Source organism: Actinoplanes siamensis, from assembly GCF_016862395.1.
GTDB classification, from domain to species: Bacteria; Actinomycetota; Actinomycetes; order Mycobacteriales; family Micromonosporaceae; genus Actinoplanes; species Actinoplanes siamensis.
Genome location: NZ_BOMW01000007.1, coordinates 1 through 23910, shown reverse-complemented (window position 1 = coordinate 23910; position 23910 = coordinate 1). Strand labels below are relative to the sequence as shown.

The window sequence follows — 23910 nt, the reverse complement described above, 5'->3', positions numbered from 1 at the left end:
GGTACGCCGACAGACCGCACCCGCCGTCCCTCACCACCCACCGGCGACCGCGATCCCCGGCCGCCGCCGTCGGCGGTCCGCCATCCGGCACCCGCCGTCACCCGTCCGCCGCGGCGCCGGCAGGCCGCCGCGCTCCGGCGTCCCCCGCTCCCGCGCCGCGACCCGTCCGTCGCCCTCGGCGCCCCGGCGCGGCCGGCGGGATCCCGCCGGCTCGCCGGGCGGCCGTCAGGCGGCCCGGCGGTAGGCGCGGTCGCCTCCGGAGGCCACGGCCGGCCGGTTCCGGGTGGTGGCGGCCTCCAACTGTTCGAGAGGCATCACGTCGGCCCGCAGCGCCGCGGCCAGCTTGCCGGCCAGTCCCAGCTTGATCGGCCCGGACTCGCAGTCCACGACGACGGTGGCCACCCCGGTCAGCGCCGGGGCGAGCAGCAGCGGATCCGGCCCGCTGGTCGCCCGGCCATCGGTGACCAGCACCAGGAGCGGCCGGCGCCGCGGATCCCGGCGCCGCTCGGTCGCCACGGTCCGGGCGGCGGCCCGCAGCCCGGCGGCGAGCGGGGTCCGCCCGCCGGTCCGCAGCGCGGCCAGGCGCATCACCCCGACCTCGTGGCTGGAGGTGGGCGGCAGCACGACGTCGGCGTCACTACCCCGGAACGTGATCATCCCGATCCGGTCCCGGCGCTGGTAGGCATCCCGCAGCAGCGACAGCACGGCGGTCTTGACGAGCGTCATCCGTTTGCGGGCGGCCATCGACCCGGAGGCGTCCACGACGAACAGCACCAGGTTCGCCTCGCGCCCCACGTGGATGGCCTCCCGCAGGTCGCGAGGCTCCACCCCGGTGCCCCACCGCCGGCCACCGGCTGCCGGATCGCTGCCGTCACCCGCCGGCCCGGTGGGTACGTTCACGGCCTGCGTGCCAGCGCCCGCCCTCGGCAACCCCGAGATCCCGGTCGCCGAGTCCGGTGTGCTGATCTGGAAGGCGGCGCGGTGCAGGGCCGCCCGCAGCGTGGCCGGCAGGTGCGGGGCTCCGGCCAGTTTTCCCGCCGGTTTGCGCGCGCCGACCACCCGGCCACGGCGTGCGTAGGCCGGGGAGCGCTTGCCGGTGTGGCCGCCCTCACCACGTGCGGAGATGCGCAGCGTGCGAGGGCGGAACGCGGAACCGGCCGGAACCGCGGGGGCGGCCGCCGGCTGCCGGCCGTCCGGCTGGGGGTCGGCATTCCCGGTGTCCGCGCTGTCCTGCGGAGACGCGCCGAGCGGCGGGTTGCCGGGCGGAGGGCTGCCTGCCGGGCCCCCGCCACCCGGGCCGTCCGGGCCGTTCGAGCGGTCGAGGCCCGCGTCGCCGGGGCCGCCGTCCGGGCCGCCTGGTGGATTGTCGTCCGGCTCGTCGCCGTCGGGGTCGTCGTCCGGATCCGGGTCGTCGCCGGGCTCGTTGCCCGCGGCGCGGGCGGCGTCCTCCTGGGCCTGGCGCTCGGCCTCAGCCAGTGCCTGCTCCAGCTTCTCCTCGTCGGTGCCGGGCGGGTCGAGCGGATCCGTGCGGCGGCGGTGCGGCAGCGCCAGGCGGGAGGCGTCGGCGACGTCCGTGGCGGTGACCCGGTCACGGCCGTGCCAGGCGGCCAGCGCCACCGCGCAGCGGGCGACGACGATGTCGGCCCGCATGCCGTCGACGCCGTAGGCCAGGCAGACCCGGGCGATGCGGTCCAACTCGGCGTCCGGGAGGACAACCGTGGGCAGGATGGCGCGGGCGGCGGCGATGCGGGCCGCGTACTCCCGCTCGTCGGCGGCGAAGCGGGCGGCGAACGCGTCCGGGTCGGCCTCGTAGGCCAGTCGGCGGCGGACCACCTCGGCCCGCATCGTCGCGTCGCGGGGAGCGGCCACCGTGACCACCAGGCCGAAACGGTCGACCAGCTGCGGGCGGGGCTCGCCCTCCTCCGGGTTCATCGTGCCGACCAGCAGGAAGCGGGCCGCGTGCTTGACCGAGACGCCGTCCCGCTCGACGTGCGCCCGGCCCATCGCGGCGGCGTCCAGCAGCAGGTCGACCAGGTGGTCGGGGAGCAGGTTGACCTCGTCGACGTAAAGCACCCCGCGGTGGGCGGCGGCGAGCAGGCCCGGCTCGTACGCCTTCACGCCCTCGGCCAGTGCGCGCTGGATGTCCAGGGTGCCGACCACGCGGTCCTCGGTGGCGCCGACCGGAAGCTCGACCAGCGTGGCGGGGCGGTGCACGGCCGGGGTGTCGGCGGCGTGCGGACCGTCCGGGCACTCCGGGTCGGGCGCGGCCGGGTCGCAGGCGAAGCGGCAGCCGCGGACCACGGTGACCGGCGGGAGCAGGCTGGCCAGGGCGCGCACCACGGTGCTCTTCGCGGTGCCCTTCTCGCCGCGGACCAGCACTCCCCCGACCGCCGGTGACACCGAGGTCAGCAGCAGCGCCAGGCGCAGGTCGTCGAGGCCGACCACGGCCGAGAACGGGTACGGAGTCGTCACAGGGTGTTCCCTCCCGGCGGGTGTCCACGCCCGCGCGTCGGTCGTCACGAGCGGCCAGAGTCTCCTGACTCCCGGATCGCCGTTCCCCGCTCGCCTTCCGGCCGTCTCACCGGCCGTGGCGGGCTGCCGCCTCAGCGGATCGCTCCCCGGTCACAGTGGCGGGACCGTCCCGGAATCGCACCGGGTTCCTCCGCTACCGCTCGGCCCCAATCTTTCCCACCGCCGAGCCAGCCGTCAAACTTCACCCGGGTGACGATGGTCGCTGCCGCCCCGGCCCGCGCCGGGGCCGGGAGTGAAGCCGGAACAGCCCATCAGCCGGCAGGCCGGAGGCCAACGGCCGGCGACGCCGCCCCCGCCCACCAGCCGGCACGCTGGAAGCCCGGCGTCCACCCGCCCGACCAACCGGCGAGCTCCGATCGCCGCGACCGCCTCCACCGCCCGGCGGTTCCGGCTCACGGCGGTCCGGAGACGGGCAGCGACGGGGAAACCGGCACGGAGTCGGCGGGCGGTGGCGGCGGCATCAGCCCGGTGCCGCCGCCCAGGACGGCGAGCCGGGAGATCTCGCCGAACTGCGCGGTCACCGTCGACCCGTGCCCGGTTCGACGAGCGCGGGCCACACCTCGGCCGGCGGTTGCCGCAGCTCACGGATGAAGATCAGGGTCCAGCGGTCGCCGGCGACGACGACTGCGGCTTCAGCAGGTGGTCCAGTCACGAGCTCTCCTCGGCAACGGACGGCGCCGGCGCGGAAGAAGCGGTGGGCGCAGGCGCGGCAGGAATGGTGGGCACGAGCCCGGCGGAAGTGGCCGCAGGCCGGTCGGGGGTCGGCGCAGGCCGGTCGGGGGTCGGCGCAGGCCCGGCGGGGGCCGGCGCAGGCCCGGCGGGGGCCGGCGCAGGCCCGGCGGAATCGGGTGGCGCGGGCGTGGAGGACGCGGACGGCTCCGCCGCCGCGGAGGCGGCCGAGGTGTCGGCGAGATGACGCTCGATCGCGTCCAGATGCCCGCCCCACAGCCGCCGATACGGCCGCAACCAGTCATCGAGCTCCCGGAACGGCCCCGCCTCGAGCCGATATATCCGCAGCTGGGCCCGCGCCCGCACGGACACCACCCCGGCCTCCCGCAGCACCCGCAGATGCTTGGAGACCGCCGGCTGGCTCATCCCGAGCGCCGCCACCAGGTCTCCCACGCTGGCCTCGCGGGTCAGCAGCGCCGCGACGATGCGCCGCCGGGCCGGCTCGGCGATCACCTCCAGCACGTCCACCCGACGAGCATGCCACCGAAGTCATATAACGGTCAAGGCATGTTAAATATCGGAAAACGCCCCACCGGAATTCCGGTGGGGCGCGTTTTCTGGGGCTTCTCCGCCACGGACCGGCGTCGAACTCCGCCTCCGAGTTCGTGCCGGGTCCGTCAGTTCTTTCCCAAAATTCTCAGCGCTGCGACATCGGGACGAAGTCGCGCACCGCCGAGCCGGTGTAGATCTGCCGCGGTCGGCCGATCTTGGTGGCCGGGTCGTGCATCATCTCCTGCCACTGGGCGATCCAGCCGGGCAGGCGGCCGAGGGCGAACAGGACCGTGAACATCTTGGTCGGGAAGCCCATCGCCTTGTAGATCAGGCCGGTGTAGAAGTCGACGTTCGGGTACAGCTTGCGGGAGACGAAGTAGTCGTCGTTGAGCGCGATCTCCTCGAGCTGGAAGGCGATCTCCAGCAGCGGGTCCGGCGTGTCCAGGGTCGACAGCATCTCCTGGGCGGCCTTCTTCACGATGGCGGCGCGCGGGTCGTAGTTCTTGTAGACCCGGTGGCCGAAGCCCATCAGCTTGACGCCCTTCTCCTTGTTCTTCACCCGCGTGACGAAGGAGTTGACGTCGCCGCCGTCCTTGCGGATCTGCTCGAGCATCTCGAGCACCGCCGCGTTGGCGCCGCCGTGCAGCGGGCCGGAGAGGGCGTTGATGCCGGCCGAGACCGACGCGAACAGGTTGGCCTGCGCCGAGCCGACCAGCCGGACCGTCGACGTGGAGCAGTTCTGCTCGTGGTCGGCGTGCAGGATGAACAGCATGTCGAGGATCTTGGCGATCTTCGGGTCGACGTCGTAGTTGACGGTCGGCAGGCCGAAGGTGAGCCGCAGGAAGTTCTCGACGTAGTTCAGGGAGTTGTCCGGGTACGGCAGCGGGTGGCCGATGGACTTCTTGTACGCGTACGCCGCGATCGTCGGAAGCTTCGCCATCAGGCGGATCGCGGAGATGTCGACCTGCTCGTCGTCCAGCGGGTCGAGCGCGTCCTGGTAGAAGGTGGACAGGGCGGTGACCGCCGAGGACAGCACGGCCATCGGGTGCGCGTCCCGCGGGAAGCCGGAGAAGAAGGTGCGCATCTCCTCCTGCAGCAGGGTGTGCACCCGGATCTTGTCGGCGAAGTCGCGCAGCTGCGCCTCGTTCGGCAGCTCGCCGTTCATCAGCAGGTACGAGACCTCGAGGAACGTCGACTTCTCGGCCAGCTGCTCGATCGGGTACCCGCGGTACCGCAGGATGCCGGCGTCACCGTCGATGTAGGTGATCGCCGACGAGGTCGACGCGGTGTTCACGAAACCCACGTCGAGAGTGACGAAGCCGGTCGACTTCAACAGAGCACTGACGTCGATGCCGCCCGGCCCGTCGACGGCCTCGATCACCGGCATCGACAATTGGCCACCGGGGTGGTCGAGCTTGACATCCGTCATGTATTTCCCTCACTTCACCGGCAGATGTCCCAAAGATTTTGCCGTTCACCGTAAACCCTCAACCTGAATGGGTCATCAGGTGGCCACCCGGTGAGGCATTGGTCACCAGAGTCGTACGGACCGTTGCACCATAGATAGCTATCGGTATATTGCGAGAACGTTACGGGAGCGGAGGTCGAACCGATGCAGATCCCGAATCGGCCGCCCGTGGTGGCCGCGGTCAACCCGACCACGGCCGGCCTGGCCGCCGTTCGCCTGGCCGCGCGGGAGGCGCTCGCCCGCGGCACTGTGTTGTCGGTGGTACACGCTTTCACCTGGCACGAGGCGGCGGACCGGCGCGCCGCGGCCGGTCTCGTCGACGCGGCGGTCGCCATCATCCAGCGTTCCACACCTGGCGTCGGCGTGCGCGGGCAACTCATGGATGGCCCCCGCGGAACAGTCCTGCGGCGGTGCAGCCGGACCGCCGCGGTCCTCGTCCTGGGCGGCGACGACTCGGCGCTGCGCGAGCTGGTGACCCAGGCCTGGTGCCCGGTGGTGGTGACCCGCGGGCCGCGGCCGCCGGGCGGGCCGCTGCTGGCCGCCGTGGACGGCTCCGAGCCGTCGGTGCTGGCCCTGCGCTTCGCGGCCGACGAGGCCCGCCGCCGCGGCCGCACGCTGGACGTGGTGCACGTGACCGCCGAGGGCGGGGAGGCCACCGGGCGGCGGCTGCTGGACGACCTGCTCGGCGCGGTGCCGGACCTGCCGCCGCTGCGCCGCCGGGTGCTGGCCGGGTCACCGGCCGGGGAGCTGGTACGCGCCTCGCGGCGGGCGGGACTGATCGCGCTGGGCGCCGCCCGGGTCGGCGCGGTGGCCCGTGAATTGTTACAGCACAGTGCGTGCCCGACCGTTTTTGTCCATGGTCGCAAAGAACGGCCGCTCAGCCTGCCGCGCGTTGCTACGGTGAGCAAAGGATAAGTCTTTGGGCAAAACGGGAGGAATGGCCCGGTGCGTTCCGTGCTCCCGCCCGCCATCGCCCGCCGCCAATGGCAGTTCATGGCCGCCATCGGGCTCGTCGCGACCGCGATCTACTCGGCTTACTCGTCGTCCGATCTGGGCTCGGTGAGCCTCGTCCTGCTCGGCGTGCTGACCGTGGCGGCGTGCTTCCTGGGCCCGCGCCGCTGGGGCGCCGAGCCGCCGGCCGCGTGGCTGATGATGGCCCTGGCCGCGCTGCTCTTCCTGGTCGGGCTGGTGATCCGGCCGACCGTCACCGACCAGCCGATGCCCTGGCCGCTGCTCGCCGACGCCGCCACGTTCAGCGGCTATCTGCTGCTCGGTGGCTTCCTCTTCGCGCTGCTGCGGGCCCGGCAGAGCCTGGAACGGCACGCGGTGCTGGACGGCCTGATCGTCTGCCTGGCCGCCGCGGCGACCAGCACGCTGCTGCTCGCCGCGCCGGCCGCGGCGATCGCCGGGCGGCCCGCGCTGCTCTCCGTCATCCAGGGGACCTACCCGCTGTTCGACGTGGTGCTCGCGCTGCTCGTGCTCAACCTGGCCTTCACCACCAAGACCTGGCCGGTGAGCATGGTGGCGCTGCTGGTGATGATGGTTTCCATGTTCATCGGCGACACCGTCTACGCGATCGAGGGCGTGGGTGGCCGGATCTACGGGTCCGCACTGCTCAACGTGCCGTACGTGGTGGCGTACACCGCCCTGGGGGTGGCCGCCCTGCACCCGTCGGTGGTGGAGATGAGCCGCGCCGACCGGCTGCCGGTGCAGGCCTGGTCCTGGCAGCGCCTGGTGATCCTGGTACCCGCCCTGTTCCTGCCGTTCGGCCTGCTCCTGACGAGCGCCACCATTGCCGGCCCGCACCGCCTGCTGGTCGCCGTGGCCGGGGCGCTGATGGTGGTGCTGCTGCTGGCCCGGGCGATCTCCGCGGTGCAGGCCCAGGTCGCCGCCCAGCTGCACTCCGAGCACCAGGCCACCCATGACCCGCTCACCTCGCTGCCGAACCGGCAGGCCATCTCCGGGCAGATCGAGCGGCTGGTGAACACGGTGGACCCGCACGGGCCGGAGCGGGTCTGGGTCTACATGCTCGACCTGGACGGCTTCAAGTGGGTGAACGACTCCTGGGGCCACGACACCGGCGACCAACTGGTGATCGAGGTGGGCCGGCGGCTGCGGGCCGCGATGCCGGCGACGGTGCCGGTGGCCCGGGTCGGCGGCGACGAGTTCCTGCTCGCCTTCGTCGGCGACAAGGCGGGCGCGCTGCGCCTGGTCGACGACATCCGCGGCTGCTTCGCCCGGCCCTATCCGGTGCGCGACACCGAGGTGGTGATCAGCGCGTCGATCGGCATCGCGCACTCCATCGGCGACTCGGTGCGCTCCGCGGTGGCCGCCGAGGCCCTGATGCGCGACGCGGACACCGCCATGTACCGCGCCAAGGCCGAGGGGCCGGGCCGGTCCACCCTGTTCGACACCTCCATGCACGACCAGGTGCGCGAGCGCATCGAGCTGGAGGTGGCGCTGCGCCAGGCGCTCGCCGAGGAACAGCTGCACGTGGTGTACCAGCCGATCGTGCGCCTGGAGACCGGGATGCCGGTGGGCGCCGAGGCGCTGGTCCGCTGGGAGCACCCGGAGCGCGGCTCGATCCCGCCGATGCTGTTCATCCCGATCGCCGAGGACTCCGGCCTGATCTCGCAGATCGGCGCGTTCGTGCGCAACGAGGCGCTGCGCCAGCTCGGCGTCTGGCGCTCGCAGGGTGTCGTCTCGGAGAGCTTCTACCTGTCCGTCAACGTGTCGCCGCGCCAGCTCAGCGACCCTGAGCTGCCGCTGGTGGTCTCCGGCGAGCTGTTCCGCTACGGCGTGCCGGCGCACTGCGTGGCCCTGGAGATGACCGAGTCGGTGATGGTGGACGGCTCCAGCGTCACCGCCCGGGTGCTGCACGAGCTGCGCCAGCTCGGGACCAAACTGCTGGTGGACGACTTCGGCACGGGCTTCTCCGCGCTCGGCTACCTGCGCCGCTTCCCGGTCACCGGGGTCAAAATCGACAGGTCCTTCGTGACCGGGCTGGGCAGGAACGAGCAGGACGACGAGATCGTCCGGGCGGTGGTCGCGATGAGCCACGCGCTCGGCCTCAGCGTGATCGCCGAGGGCGTCGAGACCCCGCTGCAGCGCGAGGCGCTCTACCAGGTCGGCGTCGTCAACGGGCAGGGCTGGCTGTGGGGCAAGGCGGTGCCGGCGGCCGAGTTCGCCGAGCGCTGGCACCTGGCCGCGGCGCTGCCCGAGGTGCCGCTGCCGGTCGCCACGGTGACCACCTCGGGCCGGCACCGCCGGCCCGACGAATGACCTGATGATCCGGCCGCTCCGGCAAACCTCCCCGCCCCCGCTGGTGCCGCGCGGGCGGCTCGGGCATTATTCGCTCACGGATTCCACGGGGCTCTCCTACGGGAGGCGAGATGACTGAACTGATCGGCGCCGAGGGCCGGGCGCTCTGGCTCGTGGCCCTGTTGCTGATGCTGGCGGCCGGCCTGGGCGTGGCGCTGGTCGTGGCGACCCGCGGCGGGCACCCACCACGCCGATAATGACCTGATGCGCTTCGCGACGTGGAACGTCAACTCGGTGAAGGCCCGCCTGCCCCGGCTGCTCGACTGGCTGGAGAAGACCGCACCCGACGTGGTGTGCCTGCAGGAGACCAAGGTCGGTGAGGACGGCTTCCCCGCCGGTGAGGTCGGCGAGCTGGGGTACGAGACCGCCGCGTACGGTCAGGGCCGCTGGAACGGCGTCGCCGTCCTGTCCCGCGCCGGGCTCGCCGAGGTCCGTCGCGGCTTCCCCGGCGAGCCGGGCTATCCCGGCCCGGAGGCCCGCGCCGTCAGCGCCGTCTGCGACGGCATCAGATTCATGTCGGTGTACGTTCCGAACGGCCGCACCCCGGACGATCCGCACTACACCTACAAGCTGCAGTGGCTGCGCGCGCTGCGCCTGGCGGTCGCCGGCGATCTGGCCGCGGGCCCGCTGGTGGTGGCCGGCGACTTCAACGTGGCGCCCACCGACGCGGACGTCTGGGACCCGTCGGTCTTCACCGGGTCGACGCACGTGACGCCCCCGGAGCGGGAGGCCGTCGCCGCGCTGCGCGAGCTCGGGCTCACCGACGTGCCCGCCCGGGCCATGAAGGGCGACCACCCGTTCACCTATTGGGACTACCGTGCGGGCATGTTCCACCAGAACAAGGGCATGCGGATCGATCACGTGTACGCCAGCGCCGAGGTCGCCGGCGCGGTCACGGACGCCGTGGTCGACCGGGAGGCCCGCAAGGGCAAGGGCCCGTCCGACCACGCGCCGGTGGTCGTCGATCTGTCGCGCTGAGCCACGCCCCGGCGGTCCACGCGCTGTCGGGCTCACCCAGTGACCCCGTAGGCTGGGTGTCGTTCTGTGCGACTGCGGCGGGGAGACTGGAGAGACGATGGCACCGCGACTGCCGGCAACCCCGGTGGCCACGCCGGTCCTGCTCCAGGCGGCGTTCGAGGCCGCCACCGAGGCCATGCTGCTCTGCTCGGCCGCGGACGGCACCATCCTGCTGGCCAACTCGGCGGCCACCGCGCTCGCCCCGGGCCTGCGTCCGGGCGACCGCCTGACCGCGGCGCCGCTTCCCGAGCTGGCCGCGACCGCGGCGGCGGGCGGCGACTCCTTCCGGTCCGAACACCAGGACCGCTTTCTGTACGGTTTTCGTCGCGACCTGGACGCCGACCACTACGCCTGGTTCCTCCGCGACCACACCGACGAGCGGGACCGGACCGCCGCGCTGGAGGCCGAGCGGGCCCGCGCCGCGTTCCTGGCCGACGCCGGCCGCCGCCTCTCCGCCTCGCTGCACCTGCGCCGGGTCCGCCGCACCACTGTCGAGCTGGCCGCGGAGCACCTGGCCGACGCCGCCGTGGTGATCCTCCCGCCGGACAAACGGCAGAGCGCCTGGACCAGGGCGCTGCCCGGCCACGCGATCGAGGAGGGCACGCTCGGCGAGCCCAAGCTGGCCGAGGTGCCCGGCCTGCGCGAGGTGATCGACGGCTTCCCGCCGATCCCGAGCCGCTGGCTGGACCCGTCGCAGGTGCCCGGCTGGCTGTTCCCGGCCGCTTTCGGCCCGGTCGGCGCGCTGCTGGTCATCCCGCTGCCCGGCAACGCCGAGCCGGCCGGCGCGCTGATCCTGGCCCGCACCGGCACGCGGGCCGTCTTCACCCCGGCCGACGAGGCGCTCGCCCGGGTGTTCGCGACCCGGGCCGGCGCGGCGATCGCGGCCGCCACGCTCTATCAGGAGCAGGTGGAGACCGCCGCGGTGCTGCGGGCCGACCTGCTCCCGCCGGAGCTGCCCCAGGCCGACGGCTTCGAGCTGTCCGGCTCCTACCAGGCGGCCCGCGAGTCGATCCGGATCGGCGGCGACTTCTACGAGGTCTTCGGCCCGTCCGGGACCAGCACCGACACCGTGATCGCGCTGGGCGACGTGTGCGGCACCGGGCCGGAGGCGGCCGTGATGACCGGCAAGGTGCGCCAGACGCTGCGCGCGCTGCGCCTGGTCAAGGCCGGTCCGGAGACCATGCTGCGGGTGCTCAACCAGGCGCTCACCGAGACCGGCCGGCAACAGCGGTTCGTCACGCTGGTGGTCGGCGCGATCAGCCGGGTGGACCACGGCCGGGTCCGGCTGGAGCTGGCCGTCGGTGGCCACCCGCCGCCCTTGGTGCTGCGCGCCGACGGCACTGTCGAAGAGGTGTCGGCCAGCGGGACGCTGATCGGCGTGGTGCCGAACACGTCGGTGCGCCCGGCCACGGTCGAGCTGGCGCCCGGCGAGCTCTGCCTGCTCTACAGCGACGGGCTGACCGAGGCCCGTGGCGGACCGGCCGGCGGCGAGCAGTTCGGCGAGGCCCGGCTGCGGCGCGCGCTCGGCGAGTGCGCCGGGCTGCCCGGCCCGGTCACCCTGGAGCGCCTGCGCCAGCTGGTCTCCGACTGGGTGCGCGGCGGCACCAACGACGACATCGCGATGCTGGCGGTCCGGGCGCACACCCGCACCCCGCTGAGCCTGCGCGGCGGCGGGGCGCCGAGCCAGTCGCCGTACCTGATGGCCGCCCGCCGCGGCGAGCGACGTGGCCGCCCGCGCGCATGACCACCTCCACAGTTGGGGTATTCCTTCACCCATGACCAGGTCCGCCACGTTCCGCTCGCTCCACGACCCCGACCTGACCGACGGGTACCTGCGCATGGTCGGCGACGGCGACGAGTACGGCGCCACCGAGCTGGCGTACGCCCTGCTCGACGACGGCGTGCCGGCGCAGCGCGTCATGGTGGATCTGATCGGCGGCACCCAGGCCCGGGTCGGCGAGCTGTGGGCCGGCAACGAGTGGTCGGTGGCCCGCGAGCACGCCGCCACAGCGGTCAACGAGCGGGTCCTGGCGGCGATCGCGGTCCGCGCCCAGGCCGGGACGCGCCGGGGCGCACCCACCCGCGGCCGGATCACCCTGGCCTGTGTCGACGGCGAGTGGCACGGCCTGCCCGCGCGCATTCTCGCCGAACTGCTACGGATGGACGGCTGGCGGGTCGACTTCCTGGGCGCCAGCGTGCCCGGCCCGCACCTGATCACCCACCTGCACCAGACCGGCCCGGACGCGGTGGCGCTGAGCTGCATGATCCCCACCCGGCTCCCCCGGGCCCACGCCGCCATCACGGCCTGCCGGGCGGCCGGGGTCCCGGTGATCGCCGGTGGCCGCGGCTTCGGCCCCGGCGGCCGGTACGCGGAACGTCTGGGCGCCGACGCCTGGGCCACCACCGCCGAGGAGGCGGTCGACCGTCTCGCGTCGGACTGGCCCCCGCCCGCGTCCCCGGAGTTCCCCACCGACTACCTGGGCGACGAGGAGTACACCCATCTGGCGCGCTCCCGGCCGCAGCTGATCGAGACCGCGATGAGCCGCCTGGCCGCCGCGTATCCCGCGGTGCACCACTACGACGAGCAGCAACTGGAGTCCACGCTGGAGGACTTCGGCCACATCGCGGATTTCCTGGCCGCCTCGCTCTACATCGGCGAGCCGCGGATCTTCACCGACTTCACCACCTGGACCGCCGGCGTCCTGATCGCCCGCCAGGTGCCCGCGTCGGCCCTGCGGATCGGCCTGCGCCTGGTCCGCGACCAGCTGATCGACTTCCCCCGGGCCACCGAGACGCTGGACCGGGGTCTGGCCTCTCTCCCCGCCACCGACTGACCACCCCGCAACGCCCGCACCCCGGACCGGCTCCGCCCCGCCCCGGCCGCCGCTCGCCACCGCCACTCCCGCATGCCGGCTGATCCCCAGAGGTCCCGCAAGCCCTCCGGGACACCCCTCATAACCGGCCGGGGACGGCGGCGGCGCGCGTTGCGCGATCCGGCCGGCGTACCGGGGTGTCTCGACGTCTTCGAGACACCCCGGTACGGCCAGCCACGGGCCGGAGCGGTCAGCTCCGGAGCGGTCAGCTCCGAAACCGTCGGCCCCGGAGCGGTCAGCTGCGGCGGAAGGCGTAGCTGCGGCCGCCCGCAGCGCCAGCCGCCCGTCCGGCGTGGGCTCGGTCGGAGTTCCGCCGAGCCGCCTGCCGGCTGTCCCGGGCGCCGTGACGGCCGGCGCCGGCGGCACCGGACGAGCCGTCCGCACCGTCACTGTCCGCCGGCCGGGTCAGCGCCGCGGCGATGTCCTGGCGGGCCAGTTCGTCAAGATTCGGGTGTACCGAGAAAGGCATGTCGCTACCTCCTGGGAATTCGAGTCGGGTGCCCGCTTCGCCGGGTGCGGGCGGGAAGCCGGCGTCCGGCCGGGGAGAGCCGTGACCCGGGAGTCCCGGCGGGCCGGGAAGTCACATCCGGGTGCGCCCCTCGATCGGCGGACCGAAGACCAGCGCGAGAAGGCAGCCCGCGGCATGATCACGCCTGCTGCGACCGGTGTGCGCGACTGGAGGCTCGGCGGGGAGCCGTCACAGCGGGGAGCCGGCGGGGCGTGAAGCGGAGTGCCTGGAACGAATCACAGCATGCGGACAACCTATGCCCGCTCCGCACGGGACGCCACCGATTTATGAGCGGCCCGGAAGAGGCGACCCGACGGCGGCGGGCGCCCGGGAAGAGCCCGCGAGGAGAGGCCGTTCCGCGAGAGCGCGCCGCAAGCAACAGAGCGCGGAGCCCGGGAGAAGCGCGGCCCCCGAAAAACGCCGCACCAAAAAAGCCCTCACCAGGCAACGTCCTCAGGAGAGCGCGTAGCAGGCAAGCCCCCACAGAAAGCGCGGGAAAGGAGACGCGGGCCGGCCCCAGGCCGGCCCGCGAAACCAGACAGACCTCAGCCCAACTGGATGTACACGTCGTCGAGCTGGCCGTGGTACATGTCGCTGGACTCGCCGAAGTTCGGCCCGCCGATCCGCAGCGGCATGTTGTTCTCCACCGACAGGGTCGACGGGATGGTGGTCTTCGAGCCGGCGATGCCGTCGACCGAGACGCTCAGGCTGGTCGGCGTGCGCTCGCAGACGATCTTGTGCCAGGCGCCGTCCGCGATCGGGCGGGCCGAGGTGGCGGTGAAGGCCTCGGTGCTGCCCTTGCCGGTCATCGCGCACTGCGCGCGCCCGGTCTTGCCGGTCAGCTGCAGCTTCCAGACGCTGCCCGAGCCGGCCAGCCCCTTCTGCATGATGTTGGCCTTGCCCTTCATCTGCGCCGCGGTGACCCGCACGCTGGCCGCCCAGCGGAAGTTGCGGGTGCCCGGGTTCATGTCCGGCGTGTCGGGCGCCTCCAGGATGGCACGGCCACAGGTGGCGCCGGCGGCACAGGCCGCGGGGAACGCCGCGTACCGCCCGGCGCCCTCGGTGTTGATCGTGACGGTGCCGTTGTTGGCGCCGCGGACGGTCAGGTGGGAGCCCTTGCCGGACAGGTCGGAAATCTTGCCGTCGGTCGCCCCGCCGTCGAAGTTGTAGCGCGCCACCACGTTCGACGGCGCGGTCTCCCCGGAAGAGGCGGGCGCGGCGGCCGCGGGGGCGGCCATCGCCGGGACCGTCAGCAGGACCAGGGTCGAGAGTTTGAACATCCTCATGCCACAGAGAATGCCGGATCATGCCCGGTTTGGGCGGTATTAGACCCGACCAAGTAGATCGTACGGGTCAGAGAAGTCCCGCCGTTTCAGCGATCAGACACACCGCGACCAGGCGCAACAACGGCCACCCGGCGTTGCTCCAGCCGGCCACCGTCGTCGGCGCGCCGCCCGGGGCGGGCAGCGGCCGGCGCATCCGGACCGCCGCCGCCGCGATGCTGCGGGCGTACGCCGCCAGCCCGTCCGCGTCGATCGCCCGCCCGGCGCCGACCAGTGCCTCCCGGACCGCCGCCGCGTGCTGGTCGACCACGGCCAGCAGACCCGGCTGGGTGAACGCGGCGGCCAGACCGTCGACACCCACCCGGGCCATCATCTCGTCGAGGTACACGTCGGCGGGAACAAGAGCGGAGGCGAAGGCGGTGGCGGCGTTCTCGGTCGTCATGCGGAGAACCCTAGAAGCCCGGGAAGCACCACGACAGGGTCGTAACCCAACAGCACCACGGGCGCACCGACCTGCAACCCCCGGCTACAGTGGCAACGCGTCCATGGCCTTGAAGACGCGCTTGTCCGACACCGGATAGGCGGTGCCGAGGGTCTGCGCGAAGAAGTTGACCCGCAACTCCTCGATCATCCAGCGGATCTCCCGCAGGCCCTCGTCGGCCGGCCCGCCCGGCGCCGCCTCGGCCTTGAGCTCCCGGTACTCCGTCTCGATCTCGTGGATCTGGCTGGTCAGCTGCCGGTCGCGGCCCATCCCCGCGCCGAGCCGGTCCATCCGGTACGCCACCCCACGCAGGTACCGCGGCAGATGGTGCAGTTGCTTCCAGCCGGTCTCGGTCACGAACCCCGGGTACACGAGTCCCTTGAGCTGCTGCCGGATGTCCGCGAGCGAGGCCAGCAGCAGCGGGTTCTTGAACTCCTTGAGCCGCTGCTCCACGTCGTACGTGGTGGCCAGCACCGCCTGCACCTGGGTGACCACGTTGGCCACCGCGTCCACCAAATCCTCCCGGACGGTGTCGCGCAGCGACGCGAACTCCACCGACGACCACACCGGCCCGCCGGCGTCCGCGACCAACTTGTCCACCGCCGCGCCCGCGCAGTCGTCGAGCAGGTCGGCGATCGACCGGTACGGGTTGGCCCGGGACAGTTCCAGCTTCGCCCGGTTGTCCAGGCGCCCCTGCAGGTAGCGGGCGGCCGGCGGCAGCGTGAGCAGCAGCAGCCGCCGCGTCCCGGCACGCATCGCGACCCGCTGCTCGGCCTCGGTCTCGAACACCTTCACGCCGACGCTGGCACCCTCGTCGACCAGGGCCGGCCAGACGTTCACCTCGTACCCGCCGCGGTTCTGCACCACCCGGCGCGGGATCGCGCCGAAGTCGTTGGTGGTGATCTCGGTGCGTTCCAGGTTGCCGGCGGCCCGGGAGATCGTGGCGCGCACCTTCGGCGCCAGCTCACGGCGCAGCACCTCGAGGTCGCGGCCCTCGGCGACCACCTCGCCGACCTCGTTCACGATCCGGAAGTTCATCCGCAGGTGTTCCGGCACCTGATCGGGCCGCCACGCGTCGCGCGGCACGATCGTCCCGGTGAGCCGCCGCAGCTCGTCGCCGACCGCGTCGGGCAGCGGGCCACGCCGCGCCGGCACCCGGTCGAGCACCGCGTCGGCCCAGTCCGGGACCGGGACGAACACCGTGCGCAACGCCTTGGGCAGGTTGCGGATCAGCGCGATCACCACGTCCTTGCGGAAGCCCGGCACGGACCAGCCGAAGTCCTCGGCGTCCACCTTGTTGATCAGGTCGAGCGGGATCCGTACGGTGACGCCGTCGGCGTGCGAGCCGGGTTCGAAGGTGTAGGAGAGCGGCAGTTTCACGCCGCCGGCGAGCCACGCGTCCGGGAAGGCGTTCGGATCGACGCTGTCCCGGCCGGCGTTGACCAGATCCTCCCGGGTGAAGGTGAGCAGATCCGGCGTCTCCCGCCGGGCCTGTTTCCACCAGCCGTCGAAATGCCGCGCGGAGACCACGGAGGCCGGAATCCGCGCGTCGTAGAGCGCGTACACCGTCTCGTCGTCGACGGCGATGTCGCGGCGCCGGGCGCGATTCTCGATCTCGGCGATCTGCCGCAGCAGCCGGCGATTGGCGTCGAAGAACTTGTGGTGCGTCTCCCAGTCACCCTCGACCAGCGCATGACGGAGGAAGAGCTCCCGGGAGACGACCGGGTCGACCTTTCCGTAGCCGACCCGGCGCCGCGGGACGATCGGCAAGCCGTACAGCGTCACCTTCTCGAAGGCCATCACCGCACCCATCTTGCGGTCCCAGTGCGGTTCGCTGTAGGAGCGCTTGACCAGGTGCGGGGCGAGCTTCTCGGCCCATTCCGGCTCGATCCGCGCGTTCACCCGGCCCCACAGCCGGCTGGTCTCCACCAGTTCGGCCGACATCAGCCAGCGCGGCTGCCGCTTGAACAGCGCGGACCCGGGGAAGATGGCGAACTTGGCGCCCCGGGCCCCGAGGTATTCCCGTTTCTCCGGATCCTTGAAGCCGATGTGGCTGAGCAGACCCGCGAGCAAGGCGGTGTGCACCGGTTGCGGCGCGACCCCGGTTTCCCAGTCCTCTTTCAGATGCAGATCGAGGGTACGGACGACCTGCCGCAACTGCGTGTAGATGTCCTGCCACTCGCGGACCCGCAGATAGTTCAGGAATTCGGAGCGGCACAGCCGGCGGAACTGGTTCCCGGACAGTTCCCGCTGTTTCTCCCGCAGGTAGCGCCACAGGTTCAGGTAGGTGAAGAAGTCCGATTCCTTGTCCACGAACCGGGCGTGCTTCTCGTCGGCCTGCTGCTGCTTGTCGGCGGGCCGCTCGCGCGGGTCCTGGATGGAGAGCGCGGCCGCGATCACCATCACCTCGGCCAGGCACTCCTGCTTGTCCGCCTCGATCACCATCCGGGCCAGCCGCGGGTCGACCGGCAGCTGGGCGAGCTGGCGCCCCAGCGGGGTGAGCCGGCGCTCCTGGAGGGCGCCGAGTTCCTCCAGCAGCTTCACGCCGTCGGTGATGTTCCGCTTGTCCGGCGGGTCGATGAACGGGAACTTGGCCAGGTCGCCGAGCCCCAGGTTGGTCATCTGCAGGATGACCGACGCCAGGTTGGTGCGCAGGATCTCCGGCTCGGTGAACTCCGGCCGCCCCTCGAAGTCCTCCTGGGAGTAGAGCCGGATGCAGATGCCGTCCGAGGTGCGCCCGCAGCGGCCCTTGCGCTGGTTCGCGCTGGCCTGCGAGACCGGCTCGATCGGCAGTCGCTGCACCTTGAGCCGGTGCGAGTACCGGCTGATCCGGGCGGTGCCGGGGTCGATCACGTAGCGGATGCCGGGCACCGTCAGCGACGTCTCTGCCACGTTCGTGGCCAGCACGATGCGCCGGCCGGTGTGCCGTTCGAAGACCTTGTGCTGCTCGGCCGCGCTCAACCGGCCGTACAGCGGAACGACTTCGGTGTTGCGCAGTTCCTTCTTGTTCAGGGCGTCCGCGGTGTCGCGGATCTCCCGCTCGCCGGAGAGGAAGACCAGGATGTCGCCCCCGGTGGGCAGTTCGTCGACCGCCGCGACGATGCCCTCGGTCTGGTCGATCGGCTCCTCACGGATCTCGTCGTCGTCGATCACCGTGGTGGTGACGAGCGGGCGGTAGCGCACCTCCACCGGGTACGTCCGGCCGGACACCTCGATCACCGGCGCCGGCTTGCCGGACGCGTCCGCGAAGTGCTCGGCGAACCGCTGCGTCTCGATCGTCGCCGACGTGATGATCAGTTTCAGGTCGGGCCGCCGGGGCAGCAGGTCGCGCAGATAGCCGAGGATGAAGTCGATGTTGAGGCTGCGCTCGTGCGCCTCGTCGATGATCAGCGTGTCGTAGCGGCGCAGCATCCGGTCGGTCTGGATCTCGGCCAGCAGGATGCCGTCGGTCATCACCTTGACCAGCGTGTCGTCGCCGACCTGGTCGGTGAAGCGCACCTTGTAGCCGACCGTGGAGCCGAGCGGCCGGTCGAGTTCCTCGGCGATGCGCTCGGCGACGGTGCGCGCCGCGATCCGGCGCGGCTGGGTGTGCCCGATCTGGCCGCGCACCCCGCGGCCCAGCTCCAGGCAGATCTTCGGGATCTGGGTGGTCTTGCCGGAGCCGGTCTCGCCGGCCACCACCACGACCTGGTGGTCCCGGATCGCCGCGGCGATGTCGTCCTTGCGGGCGCTGACCGGCAGCGCCTCCGGATAGGTGATCGGGGGCACGGCGGCGACCCGGCCGGCCAGGCGCGACTGCGCTCTCTCCACCTCGGCGGCGATCTCGGCGAGGGCGGCGGACCGGGCGGCGTCGTCCCGGATGCGCCTGGTGCCCTCCAGCCGCCGGCCCAGCCGGTGTTCGTCGCGGGGAAGGAGCTCGGAGATCCGGCTGCGCAGTTCTGAGGCGGAAGGCGATATCGACATGGCGGGCCAAGGATAGGCGGATCCGGCCCGGGACGCCTGGTGATTAACGCCGCTCAGCCCGCCGGCCACGGCCGGAGGTGACATCCCGTGTCCTCGGCACGGCCTGACTCGATATCCCGGATGACGGAAGACGATTGATCGAATCGAGGTCGAGGGTGATCGTTGTCGCAGAAGACCACGACGACATCCGGTACGTGGTGAAGCGCTCCCTGGAGCGCGCCGGGCACCGGGTGGTGGTCGCCGCGGACGGGGCGGCCGCCCTCGCCGCGATCCGGGAGCACCGGCCGGACCTGGTGGTCACGGACGTCGACATGCCGCACATGACCGGTCTGGACCTGTGCCGGGCGATCCGGGCGGACGACGACCTGCGGCACATCCCGGTGGTGGTGGCCAGCGGGTCGCTGATGCCCGGCGACCAGTTGGCCAGCGAGGCGGGCGCGTCGGCCACGCTGCTCAAGCCGTTCGTGCCCGCCCAGCTGCTGGACCTGGTAGCCGCGCTGCTGCCGCGGGGCGCTGCCGCGGACGGTGTGCCCCAGCCCTAGTCCGGCCCTAGTCTTGGTGCTGGTGATCCGGCACCGGGGCGCGCAGGCGGGCCGCTCCCGGGTCGTGGGCGGACGGCTCGGCGGCCGGCAGCGCCGACACGCCGGGCAGGCGGCTGTCCAGGACCGCGGCCCGCTCGGCGAGCGCGCGTTCCAGCGCGGCCCGTACCTTGGCGTCGTCCTCTTCCGCGGGTTCGGTCGGGATGTGATGCATGTCGGTTTCCTCCTCGATAGCCGCCGGCAGGGTGAAGTAGAAACGCGTGCCCCCGCCCGGGTTGTCCTCGGCGCCGATCTCGCCGCCGTGCCGGTCCACGATCCGATGGCAGATGGCCAGGCCGAGGCCGGTCCCGGTGTAGCCGCGCGCGGTGCTGTACGCCAGCAGCGTCTCGATCAGCTCGGCGGTGGCCGCCTCGACCTGGCTCCGGGCCCGCGCGCGGCCGGTGGCCAGCGCGTGGACCAGCCAGGCCGCCACCGCGGTGAGGATGAGCCCGCCGGTCAGCACGGTGCCCGGCAGATGACCGCCGGCACCGGGCAGGCGCGCCGAGTCGGCTCGGACGCGCAGCTCCCAGACGTGATCGGCGACCGGCAGCTCGGCCGACCGGATCAGGTCCGGCGAGCCGTCCGTCCGCAGCCGGGCCACCTCGGCGCGGGCGCCGTCGCTGTTCACCGCGAGCAGGCTACTGTCCAACTGGCCCTGGCTGACCGTGCTGAGCACGCCGTTGAGGAAGTCGCCGCCGCGCACCCCGAGCACCACCCAGCCACGGAAGACCGGATCGTTGGCCCGGGTCCGGACCGGCGCGGCGAAGACGAACGACTGCTGCCGCCCGGCGGCCGGCGCGTCCCGGTCGCGCAGCAGCAGGTAGGTGTCGGAGACCGTGCTGACGCCGGTCTGCCGGGCGGCGGCCAGGGCGGCAGCCGGTTGCGGCACGACGCTCAGATCGGTGCCGGCCGCCCCGGCGTCGAGGCCCGCCTCGTCCAGCCCCCGGAGGCCCGCCTCGTCCAGCCCCCGGGTGAGGACGGGGAAGTAGTGCTCGCCGCGGCCAGGTGCCGGGCGCAGCGTCAGCCCGCTGGCGCCGGCCGCGCGCCAGCGCGCCTGCGCGGCCGGGACGCCGGCGGCGGCGACCGGGACGACGTAGGCGACCGCGACCGCGCCCGGCAGCGCTGCCGACTCCAGCGGCGAGCTGGCCTGGTCGAAGTCGTCCCAGGTGAGGTGGTCGTCGTTGGCCAGCCCGGAGGCGAGCGTGTCGAGCAGGTCGCGGTACCTGTCGGTCTCGGCCCGGACCGCGCCCAGCGCCATCCGGGCACGCTGGTCCATCACCCGCTCGGTGTCCTGCCGCTGGGCGGCGCGCAGCGCGGCCACGGTCAGCAGGGTGGCCAGCAGTCCGGCGAGCACCACCGCGGTCGCGGTCGCGGCGCCGGTGTAACGGTTCCGCTCCACCATAGGAAGCGTATGCCGCAGAACGCCCCCGCCCGCCCGACTTCGGCGAACGGGGGCGCGGCGTCAGCGGATCACTTCCAGGTGTCGTACTGGTACAGGTTGTACGCGGTCATGATCCCGGTGACCTTGGTGTAGTAGTTCGGGTCGGTGGCGTACCCGGCCTTCCACACCTGCCAGATGAAGTTGTTGGCGTCCCTGGTGTAGCCGAACGCCGGCTGGTACCGCTTGTTCGCCTTGAGGAAGTACCCGTGGTCGCGGAAGGAGTGCGCCATCGTGGCGTACGTCCGGAACGCGTCGGACATCGGGAAGCACTTCCCGGCCTTGTCGCACTCGGTGGTCCGGTAGACGTGGCAGCCGTTGGCGATCGTCCCGAACTTGCCGTTCTGGCACTTGATCCCGAAGTAGTTCCGATCCACCGCGGCCAGCCCGCTCCTGCCCCAGCCGGACTCCAGGACGGCCTGGGCGATGGTGACGGACGGCGGCACGCCGTACTGGCGCCAGCCGAGCTGGGCGCCGGCCACCGCTGCCGCGATGAACTGCGCCTGCGTCGTGCTGGGCGTCGCCGGCGCGGTCGTCGACGAGGGCGCGCAGGCCCTCAGCGGGGCCGAGACGATGTACCCGTGCGAGATGTACCGCCCGTCGGTCAGCCGGTCCCACTGGTTGGTCGTCCGCACGGTCCCGCGGACGCTGGACCCGGGGACCGCGCAGACCAGCTGCACGCTGCCCCCGTTGGCGACCTTGCGCACCGGCACGCCGGTCCCGGACGGGGTGGTGCGCACGTTGACGGCGCCGTCCTTGCTCCTGACCTTCGCGGTCACGTACGCCGGAGCGCTCGCCCGGGATTTGGTCTTGACCTTCTCGGCCACCGGCGCGCCGCCGCAGGACGGGATCTTCCTGCCGCTGACGATGTACGAGTCGGACACGTAGTACCCGTTGCTCAGCTTGTCCCAGACCGCTGTGGTCCGCACCTTGCCGCGCACGTTCTGGCCGGTCACCGAGCAGCTGACGGTGATCTTCTGCCCGTCCCGCAGGGTGCCCTTGACCGCGGCCGCCAGAGAGGGCTCGGCACGCACCTTGAGCTGGCTGTCGACGTCGACGGTGGCGGTGACCCCGGCCGCGGCGGCGGCTGTCGGCGCCACGCCCAGCCCGGCCCCGGCGGCGAGCACCAGCAGGGCGCCGGTGAGCAGTCGTCGGGAGCTGTGCCTCATCAAAACGTTCCCCCTCGTTCCGGTCGGCTCCGTACGAAGATCCGGTCCGACCGTTGCGCCCGCGGGGCGTATTCGGTTGCGGGGTGGTTGTGATGCCGGACGCGCTTGGAAATGACCCAGACTGGGAAAGGGCGTGTCCACATTTCGCGCGCTGACGTACAGGGAGAGGCGATGACGGCTGTCGCAACACGAGAGGCACGCGGCGCTACCTCCACCGACCGGCTCGGGTGGCACTCGATATCGCCACTGCTGATCGCGTTCCTCGCGGCCGCCGGCGCGTGGCTGGTGTACCGCGTCTTCATCCGCACGGGGCTCGGCCAGACCGTCGACACCGCCGCGATGCGCGGTGGCGACGTACGCCATCAGCAGGTCACCGAGGTGCTCAGCCGCACCCTCGGCGCCACCCAGCTGGCCGCGCTCGCTGTCGTCTGCCTGGTCGCCGTGGGTGTCGGCGTCCTGCGCAGGCGGCTCGACCTGTCCATCGGCGCGGCTCTGCTGGTGGTCGCCGCGAATGTCGCCGTACAGCAGCTCAAGGCTCACCTCGATCGGCCGGATCTGGACGGGTCCGCGATGCCGAACTCCTTCCCGAGCGGGCACACCGCGGCCGCGGCGTCCGTCGCGTTCGTGCTGATCCTGGTCTTCCCGCGGGCCTTGCGCGGCGCCATGGGGCTGCTCGGCGCCACCTATGTCACGATCGTCGCGGTTGCCACCGTATGGGCCGAATGGCACCGCCCTAGCGACACCGTAGCCGCGTTGCTGATCGTGCTGGCGTGTGGCGCGCTCATCACCTGGGTGATCCGCCTGCGCCGCGCGGGCGGGGAACGCCCGTCCATCGCGCCGGCCCGCGTCGCCACGTTCCCGCTCGTCCTGACCGCCCTGATCGCGGCCGCCGGGTTCGTCTTCGGCCTGGCTTGCGTGGTCATGTCGGAACGGGTCATGCCGGATCTGGTCTCCGGCCGTTTCGCGTTTCTCACCGGTGTGGCGGGAATCCTCGCCGCTGTGGCCGGAACCTTCTACTTCTGGGTCCGGCTCACCGCCGGCGACCCGTTGCCCGAACAGGGAGGCAAATCCTGATGACAACCCCGGATAGCAGCAAGCCCGACTTCGTTCCCACCGACACCCCGGCCGCCGCCGCGCCCCAGGCGACCGGCACCGTCCCGGCCGGCCCGGCCGGCGTCCCGCAACTGCCCGCGCAGACCCTCGGCCAGCCGGCGCAGCCCGGTCCCAGGGTCGTCGTCGGCAGCTACCCGGACTACGCCCTCGCCCAGCAGGCCGTCGACCACCTCTCCGACAACAAGTTCCCGGTCGAGCGCACCTCGATCATCGGTACCGACCTGCGCCTGGTCGAGAACGTCCTGGGCCGCCTCACCACCGGGCGGGCCGCGGCGGCCGGCGCGGCCAGCGGCGCCTGGTTCGGCCTGTTCATCGGCGTCCTGTTCGGCCTGTTCAGCGACTCCAACTGGTTCGCCGTCATCCTGACCACGGTCCTCATCGGCGCGGTGTGGGGCGCGATCTTCGGCGCGATCGCCCACGCCGCGACCGGTGGCCGCCGTGACTTCACCTCGCGCAGCTCACTGCAGGCCGCGCAGTACGCCGTCCTGGCCGACGCCGAGGTGGCCGACGAGGCCCGCGCGCTCCTGGTCCGCCTGAACTGGCAGGCCAGCGGCGCCCAATAAGAAGATCACAATCAACTTCTCCAGGTCGTAGGCCCAGCGTGGTACAGATCGCCGCTCCCGCCGGGGCCGGGCGCGGCGATCTGGCCGCTGGCGCGTCCAGAACGATCGCCGCACCCTTCGTTGTCCGCTGTTGGTCCCGGAAACCCCGGCCCCGGCTGCTCCTGGGGGTGTCACAACGGCTTTGCGGCACCTCTCGAGACCAGCCGGGAACCGCGAGCCGCGCGCCCGGCGCACCCCGGGCACGGTCGCGTCCCGCCGCCAAGTTCCGGGCGGGCAGGCGCGCGAGCGCCTCGGCGGGCAGGCGCGCCGGTGCCGGGACGGGCGGGCAGGTGCGCCGGGTGGGTCGCGGTGTGGATGGTCAGAGGTCGGCGGCCAGCTGGAC

General features: G+C 72.6%; 20 protein-coding genes and 1 riboswitch. Of the genes, 9 read left to right on the top strand and 11 right to left on the bottom strand.

The window, feature by feature from the left end:
- Positions 1-225 precede the first annotated feature (225 nt).
- The 5 genes from Asi03nite_RS03480 to Asi03nite_RS03470 all read right to left on the bottom strand — a co-directional run bounded on the left by Asi03nite_RS03480 (position 226) and on the right by Asi03nite_RS03470 (position 5182).
- On the bottom strand, positions 226-2472 hold the full coding sequence (locus Asi03nite_RS03480) for a VWA domain-containing protein (protein WP_203676923.1): 2247 nt from the start codon (positions 2470-2472) through the stop codon (positions 226-228).
- A gap of 58 nt (positions 2473-2530) precedes the next feature.
- A riboswitch (cobalamin riboswitch) is annotated at positions 2531-2662 on the bottom strand.
- A gap of 262 nt (positions 2663-2924) precedes the next feature.
- A complete protein-coding gene (locus Asi03nite_RS38410) occupies positions 2925-3053 on the bottom strand; it encodes a hypothetical protein (RefSeq protein WP_275409315.1) in 129 nt (42 codons plus the stop codon).
- On the bottom strand, positions 3050-3184 hold the full coding sequence (locus Asi03nite_RS38405) for an SRPBCC family protein (protein WP_275409314.1): 135 nt from the start codon (positions 3182-3184) through the stop codon (positions 3050-3052). Before Asi03nite_RS38405 ends, Asi03nite_RS38410 begins: the two co-directional genes overlap by 4 nt.
- Positions 3181-3729: an ArsR/SmtB family transcription factor gene (locus tag Asi03nite_RS38760; RefSeq protein ID WP_203676922.1), complete on the bottom strand. Its 549-nt coding sequence runs from the start codon at positions 3727-3729 to the stop codon at positions 3181-3183. The genes Asi03nite_RS38405 and Asi03nite_RS38760 overlap by 4 nt, the downstream gene beginning before the upstream one ends.
- Before the next feature lie 169 nt (positions 3730-3898).
- The gene (locus tag Asi03nite_RS03470; protein ID WP_203676921.1) at positions 3899-5182 is read right to left on the bottom strand and encodes a citrate synthase; all 1284 of its coding nucleotides are present in this window, start codon (positions 5180-5182) and stop codon (positions 3899-3901) included.
- Positions 5183-5365: 183 nt separating this feature from the next.
- Here Asi03nite_RS03470 and Asi03nite_RS03465 point away from each other — a divergent pair, with 183 nt between their 5' ends.
- From Asi03nite_RS03465 to Asi03nite_RS03445, 6 genes are all read left to right on the top strand, one after another.
- Positions 5366-6136, top strand: a complete 771-nt coding sequence (locus Asi03nite_RS03465) for a universal stress protein (RefSeq protein ID WP_203676920.1) — start codon at positions 5366-5368, stop codon at positions 6134-6136.
- Between the two features lie 30 nt (positions 6137-6166).
- Entirely contained in the window at positions 6167-8503 is a 2337-nt protein-coding gene (locus Asi03nite_RS03460) for a putative bifunctional diguanylate cyclase/phosphodiesterase (RefSeq protein ID WP_203676919.1), read from the top strand.
- Positions 8504-8613: 110 nt separating this feature from the next.
- Positions 8614-8739, top strand: a complete 126-nt coding sequence (locus Asi03nite_RS38400) for a hypothetical protein (RefSeq protein ID WP_275409313.1) — start codon at positions 8614-8616, stop codon at positions 8737-8739.
- 7 nt (positions 8740-8746) lie between these two features.
- Positions 8747-9520: an exodeoxyribonuclease III gene (locus Asi03nite_RS03455; RefSeq protein WP_203676918.1), complete on the top strand. Its 774-nt coding sequence runs from the start codon at positions 8747-8749 to the stop codon at positions 9518-9520.
- 97 nt (positions 9521-9617) lie between these two features.
- Positions 9618-11303: a PP2C family protein-serine/threonine phosphatase gene (locus Asi03nite_RS03450; protein WP_203676917.1), complete on the top strand. Its 1686-nt coding sequence runs from the start codon at positions 9618-9620 to the stop codon at positions 11301-11303.
- A 31-nt stretch (positions 11304-11334) separates the two neighbouring features.
- Positions 11335-12393 carry a cobalamin B12-binding domain-containing protein gene (locus tag Asi03nite_RS03445; protein WP_203676916.1) on the top strand — a complete coding sequence of 353 codons (1059 nt, stop codon included), beginning with the start codon at positions 11335-11337 and terminating at the stop codon, positions 12391-12393.
- Positions 12394-12667: 274 nt separating this feature from the next.
- On the opposite strand, the gene Asi03nite_RS03440 is transcribed toward Asi03nite_RS03445, so the two are convergent.
- From Asi03nite_RS03440 to hrpA, 4 genes are all read right to left on the bottom strand, one after another.
- Complete coding sequence (locus Asi03nite_RS03440; RefSeq protein WP_203676915.1) at positions 12668-12901, bottom strand: hypothetical protein; 234 nt, start codon at positions 12899-12901, stop codon at positions 12668-12670.
- Positions 12902-13485: 584 nt separating this feature from the next.
- The gene (locus Asi03nite_RS03435; protein ID WP_203676914.1) at positions 13486-14226 is read right to left on the bottom strand and encodes a LamG-like jellyroll fold domain-containing protein; all 741 of its coding nucleotides are present in this window, start codon (positions 14224-14226) and stop codon (positions 13486-13488) included.
- Between the two features lie 67 nt (positions 14227-14293).
- On the bottom strand, positions 14294-14665 hold the full coding sequence (locus tag Asi03nite_RS03430) for a DUF6401 family natural product biosynthesis protein (RefSeq protein WP_203676913.1): 372 nt from the start codon (positions 14663-14665) through the stop codon (positions 14294-14296).
- A gap of 84 nt (positions 14666-14749) precedes the next feature.
- Complete coding sequence (gene hrpA / locus Asi03nite_RS03425; protein ID WP_203676912.1) at positions 14750-18667, bottom strand: ATP-dependent RNA helicase HrpA; 3918 nt, start codon at positions 18665-18667, stop codon at positions 14750-14752.
- 155 nt (positions 18668-18822) lie between these two features.
- Here hrpA and Asi03nite_RS03420 point away from each other — a divergent pair, with 155 nt between their 5' ends.
- A complete protein-coding gene (locus Asi03nite_RS03420) occupies positions 18823-19209 on the top strand; it encodes a response regulator (protein WP_203676911.1) in 387 nt (128 codons plus the stop codon).
- Between the two features lie 7 nt (positions 19210-19216).
- Here Asi03nite_RS03420 and Asi03nite_RS03415 read toward each other — a convergent pair whose 3' ends face one another.
- Positions 19217-20647, bottom strand: coding sequence for a CHASE domain-containing protein (locus Asi03nite_RS03415; RefSeq protein ID WP_203676910.1), 1431 nt, complete (start codon positions 20645-20647; stop codon positions 19217-19219).
- Between the two features lie 68 nt (positions 20648-20715).
- Positions 20716-21852, bottom strand: a complete 1137-nt coding sequence (gene gsmA, locus Asi03nite_RS03410; protein WP_203676909.1) for a sporangiospore maturation cell wall hydrolase GsmA — start codon at positions 21850-21852, stop codon at positions 20716-20718.
- Between the two features lie 171 nt (positions 21853-22023).
- Here gsmA and Asi03nite_RS03405 point away from each other — a divergent pair, with 171 nt between their 5' ends.
- Together Asi03nite_RS03405 and Asi03nite_RS03400 are read left to right on the top strand one after the other, a co-directional pair.
- Positions 22024-22926 (top strand): phosphatase PAP2 family protein, encoded by a 903-nt coding sequence (locus Asi03nite_RS03405; RefSeq protein WP_203676908.1) that lies wholly within the window; start codon positions 22024-22026, stop codon positions 22924-22926.
- A complete protein-coding gene (locus Asi03nite_RS03400) occupies positions 22926-23528 on the top strand; it encodes a YflT domain-containing protein (protein ID WP_239102353.1) in 603 nt (200 codons plus the stop codon). The genes Asi03nite_RS03405 and Asi03nite_RS03400 overlap by 1 nt, the downstream gene beginning before the upstream one ends.
- The last annotated feature ends 382 nt before the right edge of the window (positions 23529-23910 follow it).

Coding starts and splice junctions, on each gene's coding strand:
- Asi03nite_RS03470 (WP_203676921.1), bottom strand. CDS start 5,182: ATGACGGATGTCAAGCTCGACCACCCCGGTGGCCAATTGTCGATGCCG.
- Asi03nite_RS03465 (WP_203676920.1), top strand. CDS start 5,366: ATGCAGATCCCGAATCGGCCGCCCGTGGTGGCCGCGGTCAACCCGACC.
- Asi03nite_RS38400 (WP_275409313.1), top strand. CDS start 8,614: ATGACTGAACTGATCGGCGCCGAGGGCCGGGCGCTCTGGCTCGTGGCC.
- Asi03nite_RS03455 (WP_203676918.1), top strand. CDS start 8,747: ATGCGCTTCGCGACGTGGAACGTCAACTCGGTGAAGGCCCGCCTGCCC.
- Asi03nite_RS03450 (WP_203676917.1), top strand. CDS start 9,618: ATGGCACCGCGACTGCCGGCAACCCCGGTGGCCACGCCGGTCCTGCTC.
- Asi03nite_RS03445 (WP_203676916.1), top strand. CDS start 11,335: ATGACCAGGTCCGCCACGTTCCGCTCGCTCCACGACCCCGACCTGACC.
- Asi03nite_RS03440 (WP_203676915.1), bottom strand. CDS start 12,901: ATGCCTTTCTCGGTACACCCGAATCTTGACGAACTGGCCCGCCAGGAC.
- Asi03nite_RS03435 (WP_203676914.1), bottom strand. CDS start 14,226: ATGAGGATGTTCAAACTCTCGACCCTGGTCCTGCTGACGGTCCCGGCG.
- Asi03nite_RS03430 (WP_203676913.1), bottom strand. CDS start 14,665: ATGACGACCGAGAACGCCGCCACCGCCTTCGCCTCCGCTCTTGTTCCC.
- hrpA (WP_203676912.1), bottom strand. CDS start 18,667: ATGTCGATATCGCCTTCCGCCTCAGAACTGCGCAGCCGGATCTCCGAG.
- Asi03nite_RS03415 (WP_203676910.1), bottom strand. CDS start 20,647: ATGGTGGAGCGGAACCGTTACACCGGCGCCGCGACCGCGACCGCGGTG.
- gsmA (WP_203676909.1), bottom strand. CDS start 21,852: ATGAGGCACAGCTCCCGACGACTGCTCACCGGCGCCCTGCTGGTGCTC.
- Asi03nite_RS03405 (WP_203676908.1), top strand. CDS start 22,024: ATGACGGCTGTCGCAACACGAGAGGCACGCGGCGCTACCTCCACCGAC.
- Asi03nite_RS03400 (WP_239102353.1), top strand. CDS start 22,926: ATGACAACCCCGGATAGCAGCAAGCCCGACTTCGTTCCCACCGACACC.